Below are 22,402 nucleotides of genomic sequence, written 5' to 3'. Positions count from 1 at the left end.
GCCGCGACGGCTGCACCGGTCGCCGCTGCGCCGTCCGCCTCGACCACGACGCCGGCCCCGTCGGTGGCCGTCGACGCCACCGTCCAGGCTGCGGACGAGTCCTCCGGCGCCGTCCTCGTCGGCTACGGCTCGGCCACCTCGTCGCCGTCCCGTCGCAAGCCGGGTGCGCGGCGGGCCGCAGCGCTCGCGGCCGAGGCGAGCCGTGCCTCCAGTGCGGACCCGATCGCTGCCGAACTGGCCGCGACCGACCCCGGCGAGGAGGCGACGGCCGAAGCCGTCGCGGCGCAGGGCACGAGCCTGGCGCGCAAGCAGTCGCCCGCCGCGAACGTGCTCGCGAAGCCGCCGATCCGCAAGCTCGCGAAGGACCTGGGCGTCGAGCTGACCGAGATCGTCGCGACCGGACTCGCGGGCGAGGTCACGCGCGACGACGTCATCCGCCACGCCAAGCAGGCCAGCGTCTTCCGCAACATCGAGACGCCCGAGTGGGGCGACGTCCGCCGCGAGACCATCCCGGTGAAGGGTGTCCGCAAGGCGATCGCGACGGCGATGACCACGTCGGCGTTCACGGCGCCGCACGTGTCGCTGTTCGTCGACGTCGACGCGACCCGCACCATGGAGTTCGTCAAGCGGCTCAAGGCCTCGCCGACGTTCGCCGGGGTCAAGGTCTCGCCGCTGCTCATCGTCGCGAAGGCCGTCATCTGGGCGGTCCGCCGCAACCGCTCGGTGAACTCGACCTGGACCGACAGCGAGATCATCGTCCACCACTTCGTGAACCTCGGCATCGCCGCGGCCACCCCGCGCGGGCTGATCGTGCCGAACATCAAGGACGCGCAGGACATGTCCCTGTTCGAGCTCGCCCAGGCGCTGGAGGAGCTCACGTTGACCGCCCGCGACGGCAAGACCACCCCGAAGCAGATGGCGAACGGCACGGTGTCGATCACCAACATCGGTGTCTTCGGCATGGACACCGGGACCCCGATCCTCAACCCGGGCGAGGTCGCGATCGTCGCCATGGGCACGATCAAGCCGAAGCCGTGGGTCGTCGACGGCGAGGTCCGCTCGCGCATGGTGACGACCATCGGCGCCTCGTTCGACCACCGGGTCGTCGACGGCGACGTGGCCTCGCGCTTCGTGCACGACGTGGCGTCGGTGCTCGAGGAGCCCGCGCTCCTGCTCGACTAGGGCTCCGGGCGCACGCTCGCGCTCGGGCCGCGCTCGCGGGCCGCGGTCGCGTTCGGTGAGAAGGAATGCTCGGGTCGCCCCGCGGCCACCCGACCATTCCTGCTCACGATGTGCCGGCTCGCGGACTCGTCGCGTGGTGTTCACGTCGATGTCGGTGGTCGGCGGCATGATCGGTGCATGGTCCACCAGCTCCTGACCCCTTCGCAGGAGATCCGAACGGATCGCCTCCTGCTCACGCCGCTGTCACCGGCCGACATCGACGACGTCCACGCGCTGTTCTCCGACGCCCGGACGTGGCAGCACCTGCCGAGCGGCCGACACGTCGCGCGGAGCTCGAGCGTCGACATGGTGCAGCGGAAGATCGGCGGCCGAGCGCGGTACGGGTTGGGCTCGTGGGCCGTCCGGACCGCGTCCGACCACGGCTTCGTCGGGGTCGGCGGCGTCGACATGACCGCCGTCGGGGTCTGGAACCTCGGGTACCGCCTGGCGCCCGACGCCTGGGGTCAGGGCTTGGCGTCCGAGATCGCCGGTGCCGCCGTCCGGGCCGCCGCCGAGACCGATGCCGCGGTGCCGGTCACCGGCCGGGTGCTCACGAACAACCCCGCGTCCGCCGCAGTGCTCCGTCGCGCCGGGCTCTCGCTCGTGTGGCAGGGCGCTCCCGGGGTGCAGACGCAGGCCGCTGCCGGGGTCGAGGGGCAGGTCTGGACGGACCGCGCGCTCTCCGACGAGCAGTTCGCCTGGCTCGTCCGCAACGCCTGAGCGCGCCAGCCGCCGTCGGGCGCTCACGTTGGTCTTCCGAGATCCACTCGCTACTGTGATGGGGACTGGTCATGTCCGCACATGACCACCGAGCAGATCAGCGATGGAGCCGAGGAGCCGATGACGAGCCGCATCACCGAGGGCGCCGAACCCAAGCACCAGCAGCTGCGGCGCATCCTGCTCGACCTCGTCACCACGCGCCTGGCCCCCGGGGCGGCGATCCCGTCCGAACGGCAGCTCATCGCCGAGTACGGGGTCTCACGGATCACCGTGCGCGAAGCCCTCGGGCAGCTCGTCAACGAGGGCTACCTGGAACGCGTGCGCGGCAAGGGCACCTTCGTGGCGCACCGCCCGGTGCAGTCGACGCTCCACCTGGCGTCGTTCACCGAGGAGATGCGGGCGATGGGGCACGAGCCGACGACGGTCGTGCTCGTCCGCGAGGAGTGCGTCCCGCCGAGGGACACGGCCGCCGCGCTCCGGATCGACGCGGACGTGCCGGCCTTCCACGTGAAGCGGCTCCGCATGGCCGACGGGGCACCGGTGTCGGTCGACGACGCCTGGCTCGTCGCCGACGCGTTCCCGGGCCTGCTCGACCACGACCTGTCCGGGTCGGTCTACTCGATCATCGCGACGGAGTACGGCACCCCGATCGACCGCGCGCAGCAGACCGTCGCCGCGAACCCCGCCGCCGACGACGTCGCGACCCTGCTCGGCACGCGCACCGGTGCGCCGCTGCTCGAGTTCGACCGGGTGTCGTACGCCGCCGACCGCCCGGTGGAGCACACCAGGAGCTGGTACCGCTCGGACCGCTACCGGGTGCAGATGGAGGTCACCGCCACCCGCGTCTTCGCCTAGGCGCGGCGCCGGGCCCCCGGGACGCGAGAGCGACCGTGTCCCGCGAACGTTCCGCGGGACACAGTCGCTCTGGTTGGGGGAGACCCCCTAGACCTCGAAGAGGGTGTCGCCGTCCAGCACCGTGGTGCCGACGGTGCCCTGGTCGACCGAGTCCGGCGTCGAGCCGAGCACCACGACGGGGCACACCGGCGAGTAGCCGGCGGCCGAGATGACCGAGGGGGTGAACCGGACGACCGGGTCGCCGGCGGTGACGGCCGCGCCCTCGGCGACGAGGAGCTCGAAGCCCTCACCCGACAGCTTCACGGTGTCGATGCCGACGTGCACCAGGACGTCGGTGCCCGCGGTGCCCTGCAGCGCGAACGCGTGCGGGTGCAGCTTGACGATCGTGCCGTCGACCGGGGCCACCGCGGTGACCGCACCCTCGACGCCCGTCGGGTCGACCGCGACACCGGCGCCGACGAGCTGCCCGGCGAACACCGGATCGGGCACGTCGGCGAGTGCGACGACCGGGCCGCCGAACGGGGTGCGGACGGCGGTCACAGCTCGTCCTGGATGTCCTGCGCGAGGTTGTCGGCGATCGGACCGACGATGACCTGCCAGCCGGTGCCGCCACCGACCACGGCCTGGGCCCCGGCGGTCTTCAGGGCGTCCTTGTCGACCAGGTCGCCGTCCTCGACCTCGACGCGGAGGCGCGTGATGCAGCCCTCGACCTCTTCGATGTTGTCGGCACCGCCGAGCGCGGCGATGATGTCGGCTGCCTTGATGTCGGCCATCGTTTCCTCCTCGTTAAGGGTTCTCGTACCAGGTTGACACCGGACCCCGCGCGGTTCAGACTACGGAACTGGTCATGACCGGACAGGACCGGGCCTGGGCGACTCCGCCCGAGGTTACCTGCGCCGGCTGCACGACTCAACTCACCCCGACAGCTCCACCCGATGACGAGAGGAACGCCGATGAGCACCGCTGCTGCAACGGACGTGCCGGAGAAGAAGAAGCCGAAGAAGCAGTCGAAGCTGTTCGCGCAAGCCCAGCGCCTCGGCCGCAGTCTGCTGCTGCCGATCGCGGTGATGCCGGCCGCCGGCATCCTCAACCGCCTCGGTCAGGCGGACATGCTCGGCGCGATCCCCGGCTTCGAGCAGGGGGCGTCGGTCATCGGCGCCGCCGGCAACGCGATCTTCACCTGGCTGCCGCTGCTCTTCGCCGTCGGCATCGCCATCGGCTGGGCCAAGAAGTCCGACGGCACCACGGCGCTCGCCGCGGTCGTCGGCTACATGGTCATGTACGAGGTGTGGAAGGTCATGTCGCCGATCGTCCTGGCCGGTGTCGAGGACGCCAACGGCGAGCAGAAGATGATCAACTACGGCGTCCTCGGCGGCATCGTGATGGGTCTCGTCTCCGCGACGATGTGGCAGCGGTTCCACCGCACGAAGATGCCCGACTTCCTCGGGTTCTTCTCGGGTCGTCGACTCGTGCCGATCCTGACCGCGGCCGCCGGCCTGGTCATCGCCGTGCTGATGTCCTTCGTGTACCGCTACTTCGACATCGCCCTGACCGCTGCCGGCGAGGCCGTCTCGGACAACGCCGTGATCGGTGGTGGCATCTTCGGGTTCGCGAACCGCATGCTCATCCCGATCGGTCTGCACCAGCTGCTCAACTTCTTCCCGTGGTTCCAGCTCGGCAGCTTCAGCAGCGGCGGCATGACGTACCACGGCGACATCCAGCGCTTCCTCGCCGGTGACCCGACGGCCGGCATCTTCCAGACCGGGTTCTTCCCCATCATGATGTTCGCCCTGCCCGCCGGTGCCCTGGCGATCTGGCGCAACGCCAAGCCGCAGAACCGCAAGCTCGTCGGCGGCATCATGCTCTCGGCCGCGCTCACCTCGTTCGTGACCGGCATCACCGAGCCGCTCGAGTACTCGTTCATGTTCGTGGCGTTCCCGCTCTACGTGATCCACGCCGTGCTCACGGGGACCTCGCTCGCCCTGGTGAACGCCCTGGGCATCCGCGACGGGTTCTCGTTCTCGGCCGGGGCGATCGACTTCGTGCTCAACCTCGGCAAGTCCGAGGGTGGCCTCTGGCTCATCCCGATCGGACTCGGGTACGCGGTCGTCTACTACTTCCTGTTCAGTTTCGTGATCAAGAAGTGGAACCTCCGCACCCCGGGGCGTGAGGACGACACGATCGCCGACAACACGATCGACGCGGCCACCAAGCCGTAGACGTCACCCTGTGACGGACGGGAGGCGCGGTGCCGGCTGGCACCGCGCCTCCCGTCCGTCGTCCCGGGGCGACACGTGCCCGACCGATGAGAGCGGTTTTGACAATCGTTATCAGCAAGCGGTACCGTCGGCACATGCGCAACCGCTTCCTCGCCCTCCCGCTCGTCGCCGGTGCCGCTGCGCTCGCCCTGACCGGGTGCGCGACCTCGTCCGCCTCGGGCGACGCCAGCAGCGACGGCACGATCAAGGTCGTGGCCTCCACGAACGTCTACGGCTCGATCGTGCAGAGCATCGGCGGTGACGCCGTCTCGGTCACGAGCATCCTGGACGACCCGTCGCAGGACCCGCACTCGTTCGAGTCGAGCGCCCGGACGCAGCTCGCCGTGTCGAAGGCCGACCTCATCATCGAGAACGGTGGCGGGTACGACGACTTCATGACGACGCTGGCCGACGCCTCGGACACGGAGGCCGACACGATCAACGTGGTCGAGCTGTCGGGCCTGGACCAGGGCGGCGACTTCAACGAGCACGTCTTCTACAGCTACCCGACGATGGTGAAGCTGGTCGACCAGGTCGCGAAGGACCTCAGTGCGCTCGACGAGGGCAGCGAGGACACGTTCCAGCAGAACGCCGACGCACTCACGAAGGAGCTCGAGGACCTCGAGTCGCAGACGGCCGAGGTCGAGCAGCAGGACGGCGGCGAGGAGGTCGCCTACACCGAGCCGGTGCCCGGGTACCTCTTCGACGCGATGGGGCTCGAGAACGAGACCCCCGAGGCCTTCGCCGAGGCGATCGAGGAGGACGACGACGTGCCGCCGGCCGCCCTCAAGGACACGCTCGCACTCTTCACCAGCGAGTCCGTCCGACTCCTGGCCTACAACGACCAGACCTCGAGCCCCGAGACCGAGCAGGTCGAGCAGGCCGCGAAGGACAACGACGTCCCGGTGGTGGGTGTGACGGAGACGCTCCCGAAGGGGGAGGATTACGTCTCGTGGCAGCAGGCGAACATCGACGCGGTGAAGGCGGCACTCCAGAAGTGACGACCTCGACCGCTCCGGCGGCGACCTCCGGCCCGGCGTCCACCTCGGTGGGCGACCGGGCTGCGGCTCGTCCGGTCCTCGCGCTGCGCGACGCCGGGCTGTCGTACGGTGCCCGGACGCTGTGGACGGGGCTCGACCTGGACGTCGCGCCCGGGGAGTTCGTCGCGGTCCTCGGCCCGAACGGCGCCGGCAAGACCTCGCTCCTGAAGACCGTCCTGGGGCAGCAGCGTCTGACGAGCGGCACGATGTCCTTCCTGGGTCAGCCCGTGCACCGCGGGCACCGGAAGATCGGGTACATCCCGCAGCAGCGGTTGATGGAGGCCGGCACCCCGCTCCGGGCGCGGGACATGGTGGCGCAGGGCGTCACCGGGCACCGGTGGGGCATCCGGCCGACCTCGCGTGCAGACCGAGCGCGTGTCGACCGGGTCCTCGACGAGGTCGGGGCGACGGCGTTCGCCGACGCACCCGTCGCCGACCTGTCCGGCGGCGAGCAGCAGCGCACCCGAGTGGGGCAGGCCATCGCCGCCGACCCGGCCCTGCTGCTCTGCGACGAGCCCCTCATCTCGCTCGACCTGCGGCACCAGCGCGGGGTCACCGAGCTGATCGACCGCCAGCGCCGGCAGCACGACGCGGCCGTGCTGTTCGTGACGCACGACGTGAACCCGATCCTCGACGTCGTCGACCGGGTGCTCTACATCGCCGGTGGGCGGTTCCGGATCGGCGCACCGGACGAGGTCCTGCGTGCCGACGTGCTCAGCGAGCTGTACGGCACCCCCGTCGACGTCGTCCGGACCATGGGGCGCATCGTGATCGTCGGGGCGAACGAGGCGCACGACCACCACGCGGGCGAGGTCGACCCGCACGCCGTCGCGCCCGACGAGGGGCGGATCTGATGGACCTGCTGTCGTCCGTCTTCTCGTTCCAGGACTACGGCGAGCTCCTGGTGCTCGTCCGGAACTCGATCTGGGCCGGTGCGGTGCTCGGCATCGTCGGCGGCCTGATCGGCCCGTTCGTCGTCGCGCGCAACATGCCCTTCGCGGTGCACGGCATCTCGGAGCTCTCGTTCGCCGGGGCCAGCGCGTCGCTGCTGCTCGGGGTGAACGTCGTCACGGGATCACTCGTGGGGTCGCTCGTCGCCGCCCTGCTCATCGGCGTGCTCGGCTCGCGGGCCCGGGAGCGCAACTCGATCATCGCCGTGCTCATGCCGTTCGGGCTCGGGCTCGGGATCCTCTGTCTCGCGCTCTACAAGGGCCGGGCGGCGAACAAGTTCGGGCTGCTCACCGGCCAGATCGTCTCGGTCGACAACCCGCAGCTGACCTTCCTGATCGTGATCGCGGTCATCGTCGTGGCGACGCTGCTCGTCATCTGGCGGCCGCTCATGTTCGCCTCGGTCGACCCCGACGTGGCCGCGGCCGCCGGCATCCCCGTGCGGACGCTCGCGATCGTCTTCATGCTCGTGCTCGGACTGGCGACCGCGGTGTCGGTGCAGATCGTGGGCGCGCTCCTCGTGCTCTCCCTGCTCGTCACCCCGGCGGCCGCGGCGCTGCGGCTGTCGTCGCACCCGGTCCTGGTGCCGGTGCTGTCGACGGCCTTCGCCGTGGTGTCGGTCGTCGGTGGGATCCTGCTCGCGCTCGGCGGCGGTCTGCCGATCAGCCCGTACGTGACGACGATCTCGTTCGCCATCTGGGTGGTCTGCCGGATCATCGGGTCGCGGCGGGACCGCCGTGGGCGCGACCGGGTCGCCCGCCGCGACGGGCGGGGCGGTGGCGCACCGGGCCTCCAGGCCGGGACGACCGGGACGACCGGGACGACCGGGACCGCAGGATCAGCCGAGACGAAGGTGGGTGCCCCAGCATGAACGCCGTGCAGAAGAACAAGCGGAACACGTGGCAGCGCGAGGCCGTGCGCGGCGCGCTCGACTCCACCGAGGGGTTCGTCAGCGCGCAGGCGCTGCACCAGCACCTGCGCGACGAGGGCTCCACGATCGGGCTCGCCACCGTGTACCGCGCGCTCGCTGACCTGGCGACCGAGGGCGACGCCGACTCGCTGCAGCAGGACGGTGAGTCGCTGTACCGCGCGTGCACGACCGACTCGCACCACCACCACCTGATCTGCCGGAACTGCGGTCGGACCGTCGAGATCGAGGCCGACCCCGTCGAGCAGTGGGCGCAGGACGTCGCCGCCGCCAACGGCTTCACGAACGCCAGCCACGTGGTCGACATCTTCGGCGAGTGCGCGGTCTGCACGGCGGCACGGACGTCGGGCACGGCCGCCGAGTAGCCTCCGACCATGCACGTCATCCTGGTCCCCGGGTTCTGGCTCGACGCGAGCGCGTGGGACGACGTCGCGCCGCTGCTCCGCGCAGCCGGCCACTCGGTGCAGGCCGTCACCCGCGACGGCGACACCCTCGACGAACAGGTCGACGCACTGGTCGCGATCCTGGACGACGTCGCCTCGCCCGACGAGCCGGTGGTGCTGGCCGGGCACTCCGGCGCCGGGCCGATCGCGTACATGGCCGCCGACCAGCGGCCCTCGCTCGTGGCCCACCTGGTCTACGTCGACACGTTCCCCGGGCCCGAGGGCGGGTGCGTCAACGACGAGCTGCCCGTGGTCGACGGGGCGGTGCCGCTGCCGTCGTGGGACGTCTGGGAACCCGCGACCGTGCGCGGCATGACGCCGGAGGTGCGGCAGGACGTCGAACGCCGGGCGATCCCCGAGCCGGCCTCGGTGCCGTCCGACCGGTTCCACTACACCGACGCCGCGCGGCACACCATCCCGGCGACGATCATCACGTGCGAGATCCCCGCGGCCGAGCTGCTGGCGATGGTGGCCGACCACCAGGCCTGGGCGGCGGAGCTCGTCGCCACCGAGGACCTGTCGATCGTCGGACTCGAGACGGGGCACTGGCCGATGTTCACGGCGCCCGAGCAGCTCGGCGAGCTCATGGTGCAGGCCCTGGCCCCGCGGCCGACGCAGGGCCCGTAGCGCGGCCGCGGCGCCTGCCGCGCCGCGCCGCCCGCGCCGCCCGCGCCGCCCGCGCCGTCCGCGCCCCGCCGCGCCGCCCGCGCCGTCCGCGCCCCGCCGCGCCGCCCGCCCCGTCGAGTGAGCAGGAGACGTCGGGTGCGTGTGCGGTACCCGACGTCTCCTGCTCACTCGGGGCGGTGGTCGGGACCACGCAGCCACGCGACCGGTCGCGCCCGGCCGCACCGGGCCTCCCGACCTGGAGGCGCGGCTTGCGACACGCCCGGTCCTCGCGTAACGTAGACCCCTGGTTCTCCGCGTCCGCGCGGCGAGCCCAGTTGTTCCAAGCCCTCCGACCGTCGCGAACGCCGCGGTCGCGCGGTGTCCACGTCCTCTTCGACAGGGGCTGCGGGCCTGGGCGGTCCGTACAACCCCCTCGCACGCTCCACTCCGGTGGTCGTGCGCGTGCGGACCAGGCAAGTGAACTTGGGTGCGGCCGTCCGGTCGCACGGTACTCAGGAGGAAACCATGGCAGCAGTGTGCCAGGTGACCGGCGCCGTTCCCGGCTTCGGTCACAACATCTCGCACTCGCACCGCCGGACGAAGCGCCGCTTCGACCCGAACGTGCAGAAGAAGACGTACTACGTGCCCTCGCTTCGTCGTAACGTCACGCTCACGCTCAGCGCGAAGGGCATCAAGGTGATCGACGCACGCGGCATCGAGTCCGTCGTCAAGGATCTCCTCGCCCGTGGGGAGAAGATCTGATGGCGAAAAAGGGTCAGGACATCCGTCCGATCATCAAGCTCCGCTCGACGGCGGGCACCGGGTTCACGTACGTGACCAAGAAGAACCGTCGGAACAACCCCGACCGACTCGTGCTCAAGAAGTACGACCCGGTGATCCGCAAGCACGTCGACTTCCGTGAGGAGCGCTAAGCATGGCGAAGAAGAGCAAGATCGCGAAGAACAACCAGCGTGCCGTCATCATCGCGCGCTACGCCGAGCGTCGTCTCGAGCTGAAGAAGGCCCTCGTGGACCCGAACGGCACCGACGAGTCGCGTGAGGCCGCCCGCGTGGGCCTGCAGAAGCTGCCCCGCGACGCATCGCCCATCCGCTACCGCAACCGCGACGCCATCGACGGCCGCCCCCGTGGCCACCTCGGTGAGTTCGGCATCAGCCGTGTCCGCTTCCGCGACATGGCCCACCGCGGCGAGCTCCCCGGCATCACGAAGAGCTCCTGGTAAGCACCCGCAGCACCCGACGCCCCGTCACCTCCTGGTGGCGGGGCGTTCGCTGTGTGCGGGGTACATCGGACCGTTCATTCGTCACATCTGCCCCTCCCGTATCCCCTCGGAGCCCCGACAACCCCGGAAATCCGGGCGAGTCGGCTGTTTTCACCCTGGGTGGCTGGTAGGTTCAACTCCGGTTCCGCCGGGCCCTCGGCCCACTGGCACCGTGGCACGGGGCAACCGCTCCGGGCGCCGGACGACACGTGCGTCCGACCGATACTGCAAGAAGTCCGAGGAGGACATCCATGGCTGACAAGTCACTGAACCGCACCGAGCTCGTCGCTGCCGTCGCCGCTGAGTCCGGCCAGAGCCAGGCCACCGTCAACGGCGTCGTCGACGCGCTCTTCAGCGTCGTCTCGACGTCCGTCGCCGACGGCACGAAGGTCACGATCCCCGGTTGGATCGCCTTCGAGAAGACGCACCGCGCCGCCCGCACCGGCCGCAACCCGCAGACGGGTGACGCCATCGAGATCGCCGCGAGCGACTCGGTCAAGGTCAGCGCCGGCTCGAAGCTCAAGGCTGCGGTCAAGTAAGACTGTTCCGCGCACCGGGAGGGACGGCTTCGGCCGTCCCTTCCGTCGTTCCCGGGAGGCCCGTCCCGGCTTCCACAGATCGGCCCGCCGGGTTCGGTGGCCGGGTGGCCACCACCTAGGCTTGACGGGTGAACCGGATCGCCCGCACCGCCGGTCCCGCCGTGCTCCTGCTCGTCGGGTTCGTCGCGCTGCTCACGGCGCTCGTCGTCGGAGGTGGGGCCGACCCCGCGCAGATCGCCGACCCCGGTCCCGCCGTCCGGTTCGGCCTCCCCATCGCGCGGCTCGTCGTCGACCTGTCCGCGGCCACCGCGATCGGCGCTCTCGCCCTCGCCGCCGTCGGGCTCTCCCGCTCCGGCCCCGAGTGGAACCGCGCCATCGACGTCGCCGCAGGTGCGAGCGGCATCTGGACGGTGTCCTCGGCCGTCGCCACCTTCTGCACCTTCCTCAGCGTCGCCGGCTCGCGGGTCAGCCTCGACGAGCAGTTCGGGCAGTCGATGGGCGTGTTCCTCACCGGCACCGACCTCGGGCTCGCCTGGCTGGTCACGGTGCTCGTCGCCGCGGCCGTCACGGTGCTCTGCTTCGCCGTCCGGTCGCGCGGCATGGTCGCCCTGACCGCCGGTGTGTCGATGATCGGCCTCATCCCGCTCGCACAGCAGGGGCACGCCGCGGGGACGGCCAGCCACGACGCCGCCGTCACCGCACTGGGGCTGCACCTGGTGGGCGCAGCGCTGTGGGTCGGCGGGCTCGTGCTCCTCGTGCTCCTGCAGGGGGTGCTGACCGGTGACCGGCTCGCCGCCGTGGTCGCGCGGTACTCGAGCATCGCCCTCGGCTGCTTCGTGCTCGTCGCCGTCTCGGGCATCGCCTCCGCGCAGATCCGCGTCGGGGCGCTGTCGAACCTCGCGACGCCGTACGGCACGCTCGTGCTGGTCAAGATCGGTGCCATCGTCGCGATGGGCGTCCTCGGCGCGCTGCAGCGCCGTCGGGTCATCCGCGCGCTGACGGCCGCACCGGACCGCCGCGGACCGTTCTGGGTGCTGGTCGTCGTCGAACTCGCGGTGATGGGCGTCGCGTCGGGCGTCGCCGCTGCGCTCGCGCGGACGGCCACCCCGGTCGACCGGGTCGCACCGAGCCGGACGGCGACCCCGACCCCGGCCGAGCTGCTGACCGACGACCCGTTGCCGTCGGCCCCGGGGGCCTGGGGCTGGCTGACGCAGTGGAACATCGACCTGTTCTGGCTCATGGTCGCCGTCCTGCTCGCGACGACGTACGCCGCCGGGGTGCTGCGTCTGCGCCGGGCCGGTGTGCGCTGGCCGGCACGACGTCCGGTGGCCGCGGCGATCGCCCTCCTCGCGCTCGTGGTCGCCACCTCCGGGTCGCTGCACCAGTACGACCGCTTCCTGCTCTCGGCCAACGTCGGGGCCCACGTGGTGATCGGCCTCGTCGTGCCGGCGCTGGCATGGGCTGCGGCACCGGTCGCGCTCGTCCGTGCCGCCGTGCACCCACGGACCGACGACAGCACCGGCGTGCGGGAGTGGACCGGGATCATCGTCGACCACCCCGCGGTGCGGTACCTGGCGCAGCCGTTCCCGGCCTTCGTGCTCGCTGGCGCGGTGTGGTGGGCGTTCTTCGCCACCGAGGCGCTGCGGTGGTCGGTGAGCGACCCCATCGGTCGGACCGTCATCGACGTCGTCTTCCTCGTCGTGGGGCTGCTGGCCCTGCCGACGCTGTTCACCCCGGTCGGGGTCGGGCAGCGCCGTCCCTCCGTGGCCGCGGCGCTCGTCCGGGTCGTCGGGGCACTCGTGGTCGCCGCTGGGCTCGTGTCGCTCGGTGTCGCCCTGCGCGGACCCCTCGGGCTGGTCCAGGCGTCGTGGTTCGGTGCGATGGGGCGGACCTGGGGCCCGGACCCCCTCGTCGACCAGGCGCGTGCCGGGATCGTGCTCGTGGCCGCGGGCGTGCTGCTCCTGCTGGTCGTCGGCGCGGTGGTGGCCGCGCGGCTCCGGCGCGACGGCGGAGCGGTCGACCCGGTGCGTGCGGCAGGGGCCGAGGCCTCCGTGGGTGCGGCGCGGTCCGAGCGGGCCGACCTCGCCGTGACGGAGTCGGAGGCGGGGCCCGCGCCCGCCCCGCACGTCGACGGTGCGTCCGGGGTCTCGGAGTCGTCCGGCCGTGACGGTCGCGGCAGCCGCGAGGAGCTCGACTTCGACGACGCCAGTGACGACCTGGACCGTGCCCCGGAGGCCGACGCCCGATGAGCATCGAGCTGAGCGACGAGCAGCGCGCGGTCTTCGAGTACATCGAGCACACCCGCGATCACGTCTTCATCACCGGGCGTGCCGGCACCGGCAAGTCGACGCTGCTCAACCACCTGTCGTGGAACACCGAGAAGCAGGTCGTCATCTGCGCGCCGACCGGCGTCGCCGCGCTCAACGTCGGCGGACAGACGATCCACTCGCTGTTCCGGTTGCCGATCGGCCTCATCGCCGACGCCGAACTCCGCCAGGGCCCCGACACCCGGAAGCTCCTCAACACGATCGACACCCTGGTGATCGACGAGGTCTCCATGGTGAACGCCGACCTGCTCGACGGCATGGACCGCTCGCTGCGCAAGGCTCGCGGGCGGCAGTTCGAGGCGTTCGGCGGCGTGCAGGTCGTGATGTTCGGCGATCCGTACCAGCTGCCGCCGGTGCCGGGCGACGCCGATGAACGGGCCTACTTCACCGATCACTACCGCTCGATGTGGTTCTTCGACGCGAAGGTCTGGCTCGAGACCGAGCTCAACATCATCGAGCTCGCCACCGTGCACCGGCAGCGCGACGATGCCTTCGCCGCGATGCTCACCGCGGTCCGGCACGGCCGGGTCACCGCGGACATCGCCGGGCAGTTGAACGCCGCCGGCGCCCGTCCGGCACCGGACGACGCCATCACCCTGGCGACCCGCAACGACACGGTGGCGCGGATCAACAAGGCGGCGCTCGAGCGGTTGCCGGGCAAGGTGAAGACCGCCCGCGCCGACGTGAACGGTGACTTCGGCGGACGGAACTTCCCCGCCGACGAGGCCCTCGAGCTCAAGCCCGGCGCCCACGTGATGTTCCTGCGCAACGACGCCGACCAGCGGTGGGTGAACGGGACGCTCGGCGTCGTGACGGCGATCCGCGACACCGTGTGGGTGGACGTCGACGGGGAGTCGTTCGAGGTGCAGCCGTCGGTGTGGGAGAAGTTCAAGTACTCGTACGACGCCGACAAGAAGGAACTCAAGAAGGACACCGTCGGGGAGTTCCAGCAGTTCCCCCTCCGCCTCGCCTGGGCGGTGACGATCCACAAGTCGCAGGGCAGCACGTACGACCGGGCCGTGGTCGACCTGGGCAACCGGGTGTTCAGTGCGGGGCAGACCTACGTGGCGCTGTCGCGGTTGACCTCGCTCGAGGGGCTGTACCTGACCCGACCGCTCCGCCCGCAGGACATCATCGTCGACCTGGACGTCCGTCGCTTCATGTCCGAGGCGCCGCGCATCGTCGCGACCGAGCTCGAGGCGTCGGCACCCGGTACCGAGCCCGACGCCGACTGACGCCCGGGGTCCCCGCCGCCGTCCGGGTGCGCTGGTCGCCGGTGAGGTCGCACTCCGGCCGGCATCGTCGGCCCCGAACCGGGGCGGAGTGCGACCTCACCGGACCGCCGCGTCGCGCACACGCACGACGCCCGCCTGCCGGAGGGGCAGACGGGCGTCGGGGAGTCGAGCGGAGCGTCAGGCGCGCGCCGCACGCAGCGCGCGGAGGTTCTCCTTGTCGGCACCGACCGCGGTGAGCAGCAGCAGCACACCGACGATCGCGTGGAACACGTTGTCGGTGGTGTTCAGCGCGAAGACGTTGGCCGAGGTGTCGACGAAGACGAAGCCGTAGACCGCGAACACGACGAGCAGGGCGCCCACGAGCAGGTTGCCGTTGCGCGAGCCGAGCGTGTTGCCGAGGCCGGTGATGAGCAGCACGACCGAGAGCAGCACCCACACCAGACAGAGCGCCGGGTTGACCCCGAACGCGTTCCAGAGCATGCCACCCTGACGGCTGAAGAAGCCCGGGTCGCCGTCGGCGGCGAAGAAGAACCCCATGGCGCCCCAGAGGGCCAACAGGCTGCCGGCCGTGAGCGCGAGGCCCCGGTTCGGGGACGCGGTGATGCCCGGTTCCTTGATGGCCACTTCGGTCTCCTCCTCGTACACTGCCGACGCGACGTGCGTCGGTCCCGCGTGGTGCGCCGGTGCGGTGACGCCCGCGAGACCGGTCGTCCCGGCGCGGAGCGCTCGAGCGATCGGGGTGCGGTTCCCAGCCTCCGGCGAGTGCTCCAACGGTATCGTGTCGGACCCCGACCGACCGAATCGCAGCGCCGCCGCCAACCGTGCGACGAGCCCGACGACGACCACCCCGAGGAGGACCAGCCCGGTGACCTTCACACCCGAGCGCACTGCACCCGAGCCACGTGGACCGTGGGTCTCGCGGCGGTTGCGGTGGGCTGCACTGGCGGCTGTGGGGTTCGTGATCGTGCCTCTCGTCTACGCGGTCGCGGTGCTGACGCCGATGGGGCAGCGAGCGGAGGACGCCGCGCTCGGCGGGGTCCGGGAGTCCGACCTGTTCGGTTCGGACACCGCGCTCAACGTCATCTCGGTGCCGGTGATCCTGTTGCTCGTCGTCGTGATCGTCGCCGTGGCGTTCGCCAGGCGACGGTTGTCGGTGGGCCTCGGCGCGGGCGTCGTGGTGCTCGCGTCGGCGGCCACCTCGACGCTCGTCAAGGGTATCGCCGTGCGCCCGGAGATCGCCCAGTCGACGACCCCGAACTCGTTCCCCTCCGGGCACGCGACGATCGCGCTCGCGGCGCTGTTCGCGGTCCTCATGGTCACGCCGCGGCGGTTCCGACCGCTGGTGACGGTCCTCGGTGCCGCGTACGCGGTGTTCGTGGCGAACCAGACCGTCGTCTACGGCTGGCACCGGGTCAGTGACATCATCGGCGCCTGCGCGATCGCGGTCTTCTGGCTCGGTGCCGTCCGTGCCGCCGGCCCGCGGGTGGACCGAGGGCTGCGCGGGGATCGGGACGGGCGACGGGGCCCGCGACGGGTGGTGAGCGTCGTCCTGCTCGTGGCGACCGGCGTGACGCTGGTCGTGGGGGTCGCGGCGCTCGTGCTCGGCGTGACCGGCGACGGCGTGCACGACCACGCGGCGGTCCTGGTGGCGGGGCGGATGGCGTCGAGTGCGAGCGTGCTCGCGGTCGTCACGGTGGTGTGGTTCCTGGACGGGATGCACCACGCCGCGCGCACCGACCCGGCCACCCTGCCGACCCGACCCTGACCGGGCGGGGCCGAGCCGGGCCTCCAGGCCGACGGGCCGACGGGCTGACGCACCGGACGCACCGGACGCATCGGACGGACTCGTCCGCGCCGCACCGCGGCTGGCGGGAATGCCACGCCCTGCGCTACGTTGTACTCAGCAAGTCGATGCAAACGCATCGAAATGCTCGACACGACAGCTAGCCAGGAGGCGGCGCATCATGCAGTTCGGCATCTTCACGGTCAGTGACGTCACGACCGACCCCACGACCGGCACCACGCCGGACGACACCACCCGCGTCCGGGACATCACGACGATCGCCGAGCACGCCGACCAGGCCGGCCTCGACGTCTTCGCCACGGGGGAGCACCACAATCCGCCGTTCGTCGCCTCCAGCCCGACGACCATGCTCGCGTACCTCGCTGCCCGCACCAAGGACATCACCCTGTCGACGAGCACGACGCTCATCACCACGAACGACCCGGTGCGCATCGCCGAGGAGTACGCGATGCTCCAGGTCCTGTCCGACGGCCGGATGGACCTGATGATGGGCCGCGGCAACACCGGCCCGGTGTACCCGTGGTTCGGCCAGGACATCCGGCAGGGCGTCAACCTGGCGATCGAGAACTACGCGCTGGTCCGCCAGCTGTGGGAGAACGAGGTCGTCAACTGGCAGGGCAAGTTCCGCACGCCGCTGCAGGGCTTCACCTCGACGCCCCGCCCCCTCGACGGCGTCGCGCCGTTCGTGTGGCACGGCTCGATCCGCACGCCCGAGATCGCCGAGCAGGCCGCTTACTACGGCGACGGCTTCTTCCACAACAACATCTTCTGGCCCATCCAGCACACCGAGCAGATGGTCGGCCTGTACCGCCAGCGCTTCGAGCACTACGGGCACGGCCGCGCCGACCAGGCGATCGTCGGCCTGGGCGGGCAGTTCTTCGCGCGCAAGAACTCGCAGGACGCCGTCGACGAGTTCCGGCCGTACTTCGACAACGCCCCGGTCTACGGCCACGGGCCCTCGATGGAGGACTTCGCCGCCCAGACCCCGCTCACCGTCGGGTCGCCGCAGCAGGTCATCGACCGGTACGCGGCCATGAAGGACCACGTCGGGCACTACCAGCGCCAGCTGTTCCTCATCGACCACGCCGGGCTGCCGCTCAAGACGGTGCTCGAGCAGATCGACATCCTCGCCGAGGACATCGTGCCGGAGCTGCGCAAGCTGAACGACGAGGGGCGCCCGGCCGACGTGCCGTCGGACCCGCCGTCGCACGCCTCGCGCGTGGCCGCGGCGATGGCCGCCGGCACGGTCGGCAGCGACCACGTCGCCGCCGAGGACGAGTGGACGGGCGCGTCCGTCTGACACGTGCGGTGGGCGTGATCGCAGATCGGACGGGAGGTGGGCCCCATCCGCCGGTTCCGGCGTGACGCGCCAGCGGCACGACGGCCGTGCCGGGAGGGACGGTGCCAGCTGGCACCGGGCCTCCCGTCCGTCTCGGTGCACGTGCACGTGCACGTGCCGACGTCACGCGGTCGGCGACACCTCACGGGATCGCTGGCGCGTGAGCTGTCGCTCAGCGCGTGCGTTCGGCGGTGGACTCCGCCACCGGGCGGGCCGGCACGAGCTTGAGGCCGACGACGCACCCGACGATCCCGGCGATGAACAGCACCCGCAGCACGGTGACGGGCTCGGCGCCGGTCGCCATGCCCCACAGCACGGTCAGGGCCGCGCCGGTACCCGTCCACACCGCGTACGCCGTGCTGATCGGGATGTGCTTGAGGACGTAGCCGAACGCCACCAGGCTGAGGATGATCGTGACGGCGAACACCAGCGTCGGGCCGGGCTCGGTGAAGCCGTCGCTCGCCCCGAGCGCGGTCGCCCACACGGTCTCGAGCGCGGCGCTGACGAACAGGACGACCCACGCCACGTCAGCTCACCACCTTGAGGCCGACGACGCACGCCACCAGGCCGAACACCAGGGCGAGGCGGGCGAACGACACGGCCTCCTGGCGACGGAGGACCGCGACGACGACGGTCAGCGACGCCCCGATCCCGACCCAGACGGCGTAGGCGGTGCCGACCGGGATGCTCTTCATCGCGAACGCGAGCCCGACCATGCTCAGCGCCATCCCGGCGACGAACACGATCGTCGGGACGACCTTCTTGAAGCCGTCCGACGCGCTCAGTGCCGTCGCCCAGACGGCCTCGAGCACGCCGCTCAGCACGAGGACGAGCCATGCCATGGAGTGGATCCTTCCGGTCGCCGTAGTCGCACGACTGTGCGACAACGGCGTCGACGCTAGCACGATTTGGTACGACTGTGCGAGTATGTCGCCGTGGCCAGGAGCATGGACGTCGACGAACGGCGCCGCACCGTGTCCGAGGCGGCCTGCCGGGTCCTCGCCCGCGACGGCATCGGCGCGCTGAGCGTGCGGAACGTCGCCGCCGAGGCCGGGCTGCCGCCGAGCACCGTCCGCTACACGTTCCCCACGCAGGCGAGCGTCCGATCGCACGCGCTCGAGCTGGTCTTCGACGCGACCGCCGACCGTGTCGACGCTATCCCGGCCGTCCTGCACGGCACCGCCTACGCCCGGGCCGTCCTGCTCGAGCTGCTGCCCCTCGACCAGGAGCGCCGCGTCGAGCTCGACGTCTACCTCGCCCTCGGCACCGCGGCCCTGACCGACGCCGAGCTGCGCCCGATGCACGACCGGGTCGTCGACGAGATGCGGGAGTGGTGCGGCCGGATCCTGCGCGCCGTGGGTGTCCCCGCCGCCGACGTGCCGTACGAGACGCGACGGCTGCACGCCCTGGTCGACGGGCTCGCGATGCACATCGTGCGGCTCGACCCCGGTGGGGACGCCTCGTGGGCGATCGACACGCTCGACCGGCACGTGGCGGGCATCGCGCGGGTCTGACGCGCGCGGCACGGTCGCGTCGCCGGGACGGTCGTGGTCGCGCTGCCGGGCGCGGGCGCAGGCTCGCACGACACGGGTCGCCTATCCTGTCCCGGTGACGACGACCACGCCGCCGCCGCAGCGCACCCGGAGCCTGACCGGCCCGGGCCTCGTGCTGCTCGCCGTCGTCGTCCTGCTGGGCATCCGGCTGTTCTCCCCGAGCATCGGGACCGCGGGGCTGCCGGACGTCGTGCAGGACTTCCTGACCCTGGCGATCAGCGTCGTCGTCGAGTCGCTGCCGTTCGTGGTGCTCGGCATCGTGCTCTCGATCGTCGTCGAGGTGTGGGTGCCGGTCGGCGCGCTCGAGAAGGTCCTGCCGCAGAACGCGTTCGGGCGCCGGGCGGTCATCTCCCTGATCGGCATGCTGTTCCCGGTGTGCGAGTGCGGCAACGTGCCGCTCGCCCGCGGCCTGATGATGCGCGGCTTCACCCCGGCCGAGGCGGTCACGTTCCTGGTGGCCGCGCCGATCCTCAACCCGCTCGTCATCATCAGCACCGCGCAGGCGTTCGGCTGGTCCGGGTGGATCCTGCCGGTCCGGATCGTGGGCGGCTTCGTCGTCGCGAACCTGGTCGGCTGGATCGTCGCCGCGCACCGCCGTCCCGCCGACCTGCTGCTCCCCGCCTTCGAGGCCCGCTGCCGTGCCGCCGTGGGAGCGCCCCGCGGGCTGCACCGCTGGCGGCAGAGCGCTGCGCAGTTCGGCGGCGAGAGCGCGACGATGATGCCGGCGCTGTTCGTCGGTGCCGGCCTCGCCGCCGCCATCCAGGTCGCCGTGCCCCGCTCCACCCTGGTGGCGATCGGCTCGAACCCGGTGCTGTCCGTCGCCGCGATGATCCTGCTCGCCATGACGATCTCGCTGTGTTCGAACGTCGACGCCTTCTTCGCGCTGTCCTTCGCGTCCACGTTCCTGCCCGGGTCGATCACGGCCTTCCTGATCATCGGGCCGATCATCGACGTCAAGATGCTCGCCCTGCTGCGCACGACCTTCCGGGTCCGGTTCCTGGTGCTGCTGTCCGTCGTGTGCGTCCTGTTCGCCGGAGCCGTCGGGTTGGTGATGAATGTCCTCGTCTGATGCACGCAGCAACGCGGCCGCGTACCTGGGCCTCGGGTCGGTGCTCGCCGTGGCGCTCTGCACGCTCTGGCTCGCACTGGTCGGGCACCTCGACCTGTACATCAACCCGCGCTACTCGGTGTTCACGGTCGTGCTCGCCGCCGTCGGGGTGCCCGCGTCGATCGCCGGCCTGGTCGTGATCGCCCGGGGCCACGGTCACACCCACGGCGACGAGGCGGACGAGCACGACCACGGAGCGCACGCGCCGGCACGCGGTCGTGGCGTCCGACTCGCCCTCGGTGGTGCCGCGGCGGTCGTCACGGTCGGTGTCACCGTGGCGATGCTCGTGCTGCCGCCGACGACGCTGTCCGCGCGGACCGCACAGCAGCGCAGCGTCGACTCGGCCACCCTGTCGAACGCCACCGGCTCCGAGGCGGCGGTCGCGCTGCTCGGCAGCGAGGGTGTCGACACCTCCGAGTACGGCGTCAAGGACTGGGCCGCGCTCATCCGGCAGACCACGGACACCACGGCGCTCGTCGGCAAGCAGGTCGAGCTCACCGGCTTCGTCGTCCCGGGACCGCAGGGCTCGTTCACGCTGACGCGGTTCGTCATCAGCTGCTGCGCCGTCGATGCGCAACCGGTCGGGATCGGGGTCGTCGGCGACGGCAAGGGCGCCGACGCCGTGCCGGACGAGGGGCAGTGGGTCACCGTCCGCGGGGCCCTGGCGGCGAACCCGGACCAGTCCGCCGACGCCCGCATCGTGATCCGGGCCGCGAAGCTCACCGAGATCGCGCAGCCGGAGGACCCGTATGAGTACTGAGGCCCCGGGCCGTGGGGACCACCGCGCGCGCCGACCGGTCGCGCACCGGTTCCACCGCCGGTACCTCGCGGTGGTGCTCGTGCTCGCCGTGGTCGCCGCGCTCGCCGCGGTCGTCGGCTCGCAGCAGGGGCCGCGGCTGCGCGACGTGTCGTACGACGCCGGCGACCTGGTGTCCCGGCCGGCACAGCGCGTCATCCTCACCGCCAACCAGGCACTGCAGCGGGTGTCGCCCGACGACGTCCGGGTCAGCCCGGCGGCAGCGCACACCGTGACGTCGAGCGGCAACACCATCGCGGTCGAGTTCGACGGACCCCTGACCTACGACAGCGACTACACGGTCACCGTCACGGACGTCCGGGCTCCCGGGCAGCGGGCGACCTCGGACCTGACGGCCGCCGTCCGGACCGGCAGCACGGACGTGCTCGCACTCGTCCCCGGGGCGCCGGGGGCGCAGGACCGCATCGTGCGCCGCTCGCTCGACGCCGGTGGCGCGACCACGGTGTACCAGGGGACCGCGATCTCGGAGTACGCCCGCCTGGGGCGCTCGCTGGTGGTGGTGAGCGGCACGGACGCGCGCTCCTCGGTCGACATCGTGCCGCTCAGCGGCGGGGTGCAGGACGCGGACGCCCCCGTCGAGCACCTCACCCTGCCGACCTCGGCGGGCCGGGTCACGGCGCTGCACGCGGCGGACGACGGCGCCTCGTTCGGCTTCGAGTACGCCGACACCTCGACCGGGCAGTCCCGCAACACCGGGCTGTACGTGGTCGACATGACCGGCACCCACCTGCCGACGGCGATCGCCGAGGACGGCACGCCGCAGACCGGCGCCGTGCCGATGACGGTCGGCCAGTGGGCCTACGTGCCCCGGACCGAGAGCGCGTTGGTCCGCACCGGCAGTGACGACCTGGTGCTCGTCGACATGAGCGGCCGCGCCGACCCCGTGCGACTCGGCAGCGCCACGTACCTGCACGGCTTCGTCGGCACCGGCACCACGGCGGTGGTGGAGACCGGCACCGGCATCGTGCGCCTGGACCTGACCGACGGTGCGGAGCGTGCGCTGCAGGCGCCCGCCGCCAGCACCGATGCGGCCGTCCTCGGCCGGATCGCCCAGCTGACGGACGACACGTACCTGCGTGTGCTGGGGGACGTGCGGTCGGACGGAACCATCGCGGCACGGATCGTGCGTGTGGACGGGGACCGGGCCTCCCGGCTGCCGGTGACCATCCCGGACGACACGAGCGTCACGGCGGTCTGCCCGTCGCCGAACAGCCAGTTCGTCGCGGTGGCGACGAAGTCGGCCGGCGGCGAGCTGGTGAGCATCGTGGACGCGACCTCCGGCGCGCTCGAGGCGAGCGTCGACGCCGGGTCGGTCGACTGGTGTGGTGCGCTGCCGTCCGGCGACGAGGTCGGCTGACGGTCCCGAGACGACGGACGGGAGG

The 22,402-nt window shown here is 71.6% G+C and carries 26 protein-coding genes; 21 read left to right on the top strand and 5 right to left on the bottom strand.

What is annotated here, in order from left to right:
* The 3 genes from LEL83_RS02390 to LEL83_RS02380 form a co-directional block, all read left to right on the top strand.
* The coding region (locus tag LEL83_RS02390; protein ID WP_225557612.1) for a dihydrolipoamide acetyltransferase family protein at window positions 1–1,182 on the top strand (1,182 nt) is incomplete at its 5' end.
* Window positions 1,183–1,359: 177 nt separating this feature from the next.
* Entirely contained in the window at window positions 1,360–1,941 is a 582-nt protein-coding gene (locus LEL83_RS02385) for a GNAT family N-acetyltransferase (protein ID WP_225557611.1), read from the top strand.
* An 81-nt stretch (window positions 1,942–2,022) separates the two neighbouring features.
* The gene (locus LEL83_RS02380) at window positions 2,023–2,796 is read left to right on the top strand and encodes a GntR family transcriptional regulator (protein WP_225557610.1); all 774 of its coding nucleotides are present in this window, start codon (window positions 2,023–2,025) and stop codon (window positions 2,794–2,796) included.
* A gap of 87 nt (window positions 2,797–2,883) precedes the next feature.
* On the opposite strand, the gene LEL83_RS02375 is transcribed toward LEL83_RS02380, so the two are convergent.
* Together LEL83_RS02375 and LEL83_RS02370 are read right to left on the bottom strand one after the other, a co-directional pair.
* The gene (locus LEL83_RS02375) at window positions 2,884–3,336 is read right to left on the bottom strand and encodes a PTS sugar transporter subunit IIA (protein WP_198657499.1); all 453 of its coding nucleotides are present in this window, start codon (window positions 3,334–3,336) and stop codon (window positions 2,884–2,886) included.
* The gene (locus LEL83_RS02370; protein WP_071279534.1) at window positions 3,333–3,569 is read right to left on the bottom strand and encodes a PTS sugar transporter subunit IIB; all 237 of its coding nucleotides are present in this window, start codon (window positions 3,567–3,569) and stop codon (window positions 3,333–3,335) included. Before LEL83_RS02370 ends, LEL83_RS02375 begins: the two co-directional genes overlap by 4 nt.
* Before the next feature lie 180 nt (window positions 3,570–3,749).
* Between LEL83_RS02370 and LEL83_RS02365 the strand changes: the two genes are divergently transcribed.
* From LEL83_RS02365 to LEL83_RS02310, 12 genes are all read left to right on the top strand, one after another.
* Window positions 3,750–5,015 carry a PTS transporter subunit EIIC gene (locus LEL83_RS02365; RefSeq protein ID WP_198657500.1) on the top strand — a complete coding sequence of 422 codons (1,266 nt, stop codon included), beginning with the start codon at window positions 3,750–3,752 and terminating at the stop codon, window positions 5,013–5,015.
* Between the two features lie 134 nt (window positions 5,016–5,149).
* Window positions 5,150–6,055, top strand: coding sequence for a metal ABC transporter solute-binding protein, Zn/Mn family (locus LEL83_RS02360; protein ID WP_225557609.1), 906 nt, complete (start codon window positions 5,150–5,152; stop codon window positions 6,053–6,055).
* Window positions 6,056–6,102: 47 nt separating this feature from the next.
* Window positions 6,103–6,948, top strand: coding sequence for a metal ABC transporter ATP-binding protein (locus LEL83_RS02355; RefSeq protein WP_225557616.1), 846 nt, complete (start codon window positions 6,103–6,105; stop codon window positions 6,946–6,948).
* Window positions 6,948–7,913 (top strand): metal ABC transporter permease, encoded by a 966-nt coding sequence (locus LEL83_RS02350; protein ID WP_225557608.1) that lies wholly within the window; start codon window positions 6,948–6,950, stop codon window positions 7,911–7,913. Before LEL83_RS02355 ends, LEL83_RS02350 begins: the two co-directional genes overlap by 1 nt.
* A complete protein-coding gene (locus LEL83_RS02345; RefSeq protein WP_225557607.1) occupies window positions 7,910–8,335 on the top strand; it encodes a Fur family transcriptional regulator in 426 nt (141 codons plus the stop codon). The genes LEL83_RS02350 and LEL83_RS02345 overlap by 4 nt, the downstream gene beginning before the upstream one ends.
* 9 nt (window positions 8,336–8,344) lie before the next feature.
* Window positions 8,345–9,040: an alpha/beta fold hydrolase gene (locus tag LEL83_RS02340; protein ID WP_225557606.1), complete on the top strand. Its 696-nt coding sequence runs from the start codon at window positions 8,345–8,347 to the stop codon at window positions 9,038–9,040.
* Window positions 9,041–9,544: 504 nt separating this feature from the next.
* Window positions 9,545–9,781 (top strand): 50S ribosomal protein L28, encoded by a 237-nt coding sequence (rpmB, locus tag LEL83_RS02335; RefSeq protein ID WP_027464952.1) that lies wholly within the window; start codon window positions 9,545–9,547, stop codon window positions 9,779–9,781.
* The gene (rpmG, locus tag LEL83_RS02330) at window positions 9,781–9,951 is read left to right on the top strand and encodes a 50S ribosomal protein L33 (protein WP_017886456.1); all 171 of its coding nucleotides are present in this window, start codon (window positions 9,781–9,783) and stop codon (window positions 9,949–9,951) included. Before rpmB ends, rpmG begins: the two co-directional genes overlap by 1 nt.
* Before the next feature lie 2 nt (window positions 9,952–9,953).
* Window positions 9,954–10,259: a 30S ribosomal protein S14 gene (gene rpsN, locus LEL83_RS02325; RefSeq protein ID WP_017886455.1), complete on the top strand. Its 306-nt coding sequence runs from the start codon at window positions 9,954–9,956 to the stop codon at window positions 10,257–10,259.
* A 290-nt stretch (window positions 10,260–10,549) separates the two neighbouring features.
* Entirely contained in the window at window positions 10,550–10,837 is a 288-nt protein-coding gene (locus LEL83_RS02320; RefSeq protein WP_225557605.1) for an HU family DNA-binding protein, read from the top strand.
* 128 nt (window positions 10,838–10,965) lie between these two features.
* A complete protein-coding gene (locus tag LEL83_RS02315) occupies window positions 10,966–13,086 on the top strand; it encodes a bifunctional copper resistance protein CopD/cytochrome c oxidase assembly protein (RefSeq protein ID WP_225557604.1) in 2,121 nt (706 codons plus the stop codon).
* On the top strand, window positions 13,083–14,399 hold the full coding sequence (locus tag LEL83_RS02310) for an ATP-dependent DNA helicase (RefSeq protein WP_225557603.1): 1,317 nt from the start codon (window positions 13,083–13,085) through the stop codon (window positions 14,397–14,399). Before LEL83_RS02315 ends, LEL83_RS02310 begins: the two co-directional genes overlap by 4 nt.
* 177 nt (window positions 14,400–14,576) lie before the next feature.
* Here LEL83_RS02310 and LEL83_RS02305 read toward each other — a convergent pair whose 3' ends face one another.
* Window positions 14,577–15,023 (bottom strand): DUF4383 domain-containing protein, encoded by a 447-nt coding sequence (locus LEL83_RS02305; RefSeq protein ID WP_198657507.1) that lies wholly within the window; start codon window positions 15,021–15,023, stop codon window positions 14,577–14,579.
* Window positions 15,024–15,363: 340 nt separating this feature from the next.
* On the opposite strand from LEL83_RS02305, the gene LEL83_RS02300 reads away from it, so the two are divergent.
* Together LEL83_RS02300 and LEL83_RS02295 are read left to right on the top strand one after the other, a co-directional pair.
* Window positions 15,364–16,164: a phosphatase PAP2 family protein gene (locus LEL83_RS02300; RefSeq protein WP_225557602.1), complete on the top strand. Its 801-nt coding sequence runs from the start codon at window positions 15,364–15,366 to the stop codon at window positions 16,162–16,164.
* A 199-nt stretch (window positions 16,165–16,363) separates the two neighbouring features.
* Window positions 16,364–17,503, top strand: a complete 1,140-nt coding sequence (locus LEL83_RS02295) for a CE1758 family FMN-dependent luciferase-like monooxygenase (protein ID WP_198657509.1) — start codon at window positions 16,364–16,366, stop codon at window positions 17,501–17,503.
* 211 nt (window positions 17,504–17,714) lie between these two features.
* Here LEL83_RS02295 and LEL83_RS02290 read toward each other — a convergent pair whose 3' ends face one another.
* Both LEL83_RS02290 and LEL83_RS02285 read right to left on the bottom strand, forming a co-directional pair.
* Window positions 17,715–18,068 carry a DMT family transporter gene (locus LEL83_RS02290; protein WP_225557601.1) on the bottom strand — a complete coding sequence of 118 codons (354 nt, stop codon included), beginning with the start codon at window positions 18,066–18,068 and terminating at the stop codon, window positions 17,715–17,717.
* 1 nt (window position 18,069) lies between these two features.
* A complete protein-coding gene (locus LEL83_RS02285; RefSeq protein WP_198657511.1) occupies window positions 18,070–18,384 on the bottom strand; it encodes a DMT family transporter in 315 nt (104 codons plus the stop codon).
* Window positions 18,385–18,477: 93 nt separating this feature from the next.
* On the opposite strand from LEL83_RS02285, the gene LEL83_RS02280 reads away from it, so the two are divergent.
* From LEL83_RS02280 to LEL83_RS02265, 4 genes are all read left to right on the top strand, one after another.
* Entirely contained in the window at window positions 18,478–19,056 is a 579-nt protein-coding gene (locus tag LEL83_RS02280; RefSeq protein ID WP_225557600.1) for a TetR/AcrR family transcriptional regulator, read from the top strand.
* Between the two features lie 94 nt (window positions 19,057–19,150).
* The gene (locus LEL83_RS02275; RefSeq protein ID WP_225557599.1) at window positions 19,151–20,164 is read left to right on the top strand and encodes a permease; all 1,014 of its coding nucleotides are present in this window, start codon (window positions 19,151–19,153) and stop codon (window positions 20,162–20,164) included.
* Entirely contained in the window at window positions 20,151–20,963 is an 813-nt protein-coding gene (locus LEL83_RS02270; RefSeq protein ID WP_225557598.1) for a TIGR03943 family putative permease subunit, read from the top strand. The genes LEL83_RS02275 and LEL83_RS02270 overlap by 14 nt, the downstream gene beginning before the upstream one ends.
* A complete protein-coding gene (locus tag LEL83_RS02265; RefSeq protein WP_225557597.1) occupies window positions 20,953–22,377 on the top strand; it encodes a hypothetical protein in 1,425 nt (474 codons plus the stop codon). Before LEL83_RS02270 ends, LEL83_RS02265 begins: the two co-directional genes overlap by 11 nt.
* Window positions 22,378–22,402 lie beyond the last annotated feature (25 nt).

Source organism: Curtobacterium oceanosedimentum (assembly GCF_020297365.1).
Classification (GTDB): domain Bacteria; phylum Actinomycetota; class Actinomycetes; order Actinomycetales; family Microbacteriaceae; genus Curtobacterium.
Note: the sequence above shows the minus strand (reverse complement) of the source record. Positions and strands in the feature narration are given on the sequence as shown.

Bases quoted from the DNA above. Each gene is read 5' to 3' on its own strand.
- LEL83_RS02320 (WP_225557605.1), top strand. From the start codon at position 10,550: ATGGCTGACAAGTCACTGAACCGCACCGAGCTCGTCGCTGCCGTCGCC.
- rpsN (WP_017886455.1), top strand. From the start codon at position 9,954: ATGGCGAAGAAGAGCAAGATCGCGAAGAACAACCAGCGTGCCGTCATC.
- LEL83_RS02365 (WP_198657500.1), top strand. From the start codon at position 3,750: ATGAGCACCGCTGCTGCAACGGACGTGCCGGAGAAGAAGAAGCCGAAG.
- LEL83_RS02310 (WP_225557603.1), top strand. From the start codon at position 13,083: ATGAGCATCGAGCTGAGCGACGAGCAGCGCGCGGTCTTCGAGTACATC.
- LEL83_RS02345 (WP_225557607.1), top strand. From the start codon at position 7,910: ATGAACGCCGTGCAGAAGAACAAGCGGAACACGTGGCAGCGCGAGGCC.
- rpmB (WP_027464952.1), top strand. From the start codon at position 9,545: ATGGCAGCAGTGTGCCAGGTGACCGGCGCCGTTCCCGGCTTCGGTCAC.
- LEL83_RS02360 (WP_225557609.1), top strand. From the start codon at position 5,150: ATGCGCAACCGCTTCCTCGCCCTCCCGCTCGTCGCCGGTGCCGCTGCG.
- LEL83_RS02370 (WP_071279534.1), bottom strand. From the start codon at position 3,569: ATGGCCGACATCAAGGCAGCCGACATCATCGCCGCGCTCGGCGGTGCC.
- LEL83_RS02295 (WP_198657509.1), top strand. From the start codon at position 16,364: ATGCAGTTCGGCATCTTCACGGTCAGTGACGTCACGACCGACCCCACG.
- LEL83_RS02270 (WP_225557598.1), top strand. From the start codon at position 20,151: ATGTCCTCGTCTGATGCACGCAGCAACGCGGCCGCGTACCTGGGCCTC.
- LEL83_RS02380 (WP_225557610.1), top strand. From the start codon at position 2,023: ATGACCACCGAGCAGATCAGCGATGGAGCCGAGGAGCCGATGACGAGC.
- rpmG (WP_017886456.1), top strand. From the start codon at position 9,781: ATGGCGAAAAAGGGTCAGGACATCCGTCCGATCATCAAGCTCCGCTCG.
- LEL83_RS02340 (WP_225557606.1), top strand. From the start codon at position 8,345: ATGCACGTCATCCTGGTCCCCGGGTTCTGGCTCGACGCGAGCGCGTGG.
- LEL83_RS02265 (WP_225557597.1), top strand. From the start codon at position 20,953: ATGAGTACTGAGGCCCCGGGCCGTGGGGACCACCGCGCGCGCCGACCG.
- LEL83_RS02285 (WP_198657511.1), bottom strand. From the start codon at position 18,384: ATGGCATGGCTCGTCCTCGTGCTGAGCGGCGTGCTCGAGGCCGTCTGG.
- LEL83_RS02385 (WP_225557611.1), top strand. From the start codon at position 1,360: ATGGTCCACCAGCTCCTGACCCCTTCGCAGGAGATCCGAACGGATCGC.
- LEL83_RS02350 (WP_225557608.1), top strand. From the start codon at position 6,948: ATGGACCTGCTGTCGTCCGTCTTCTCGTTCCAGGACTACGGCGAGCTC.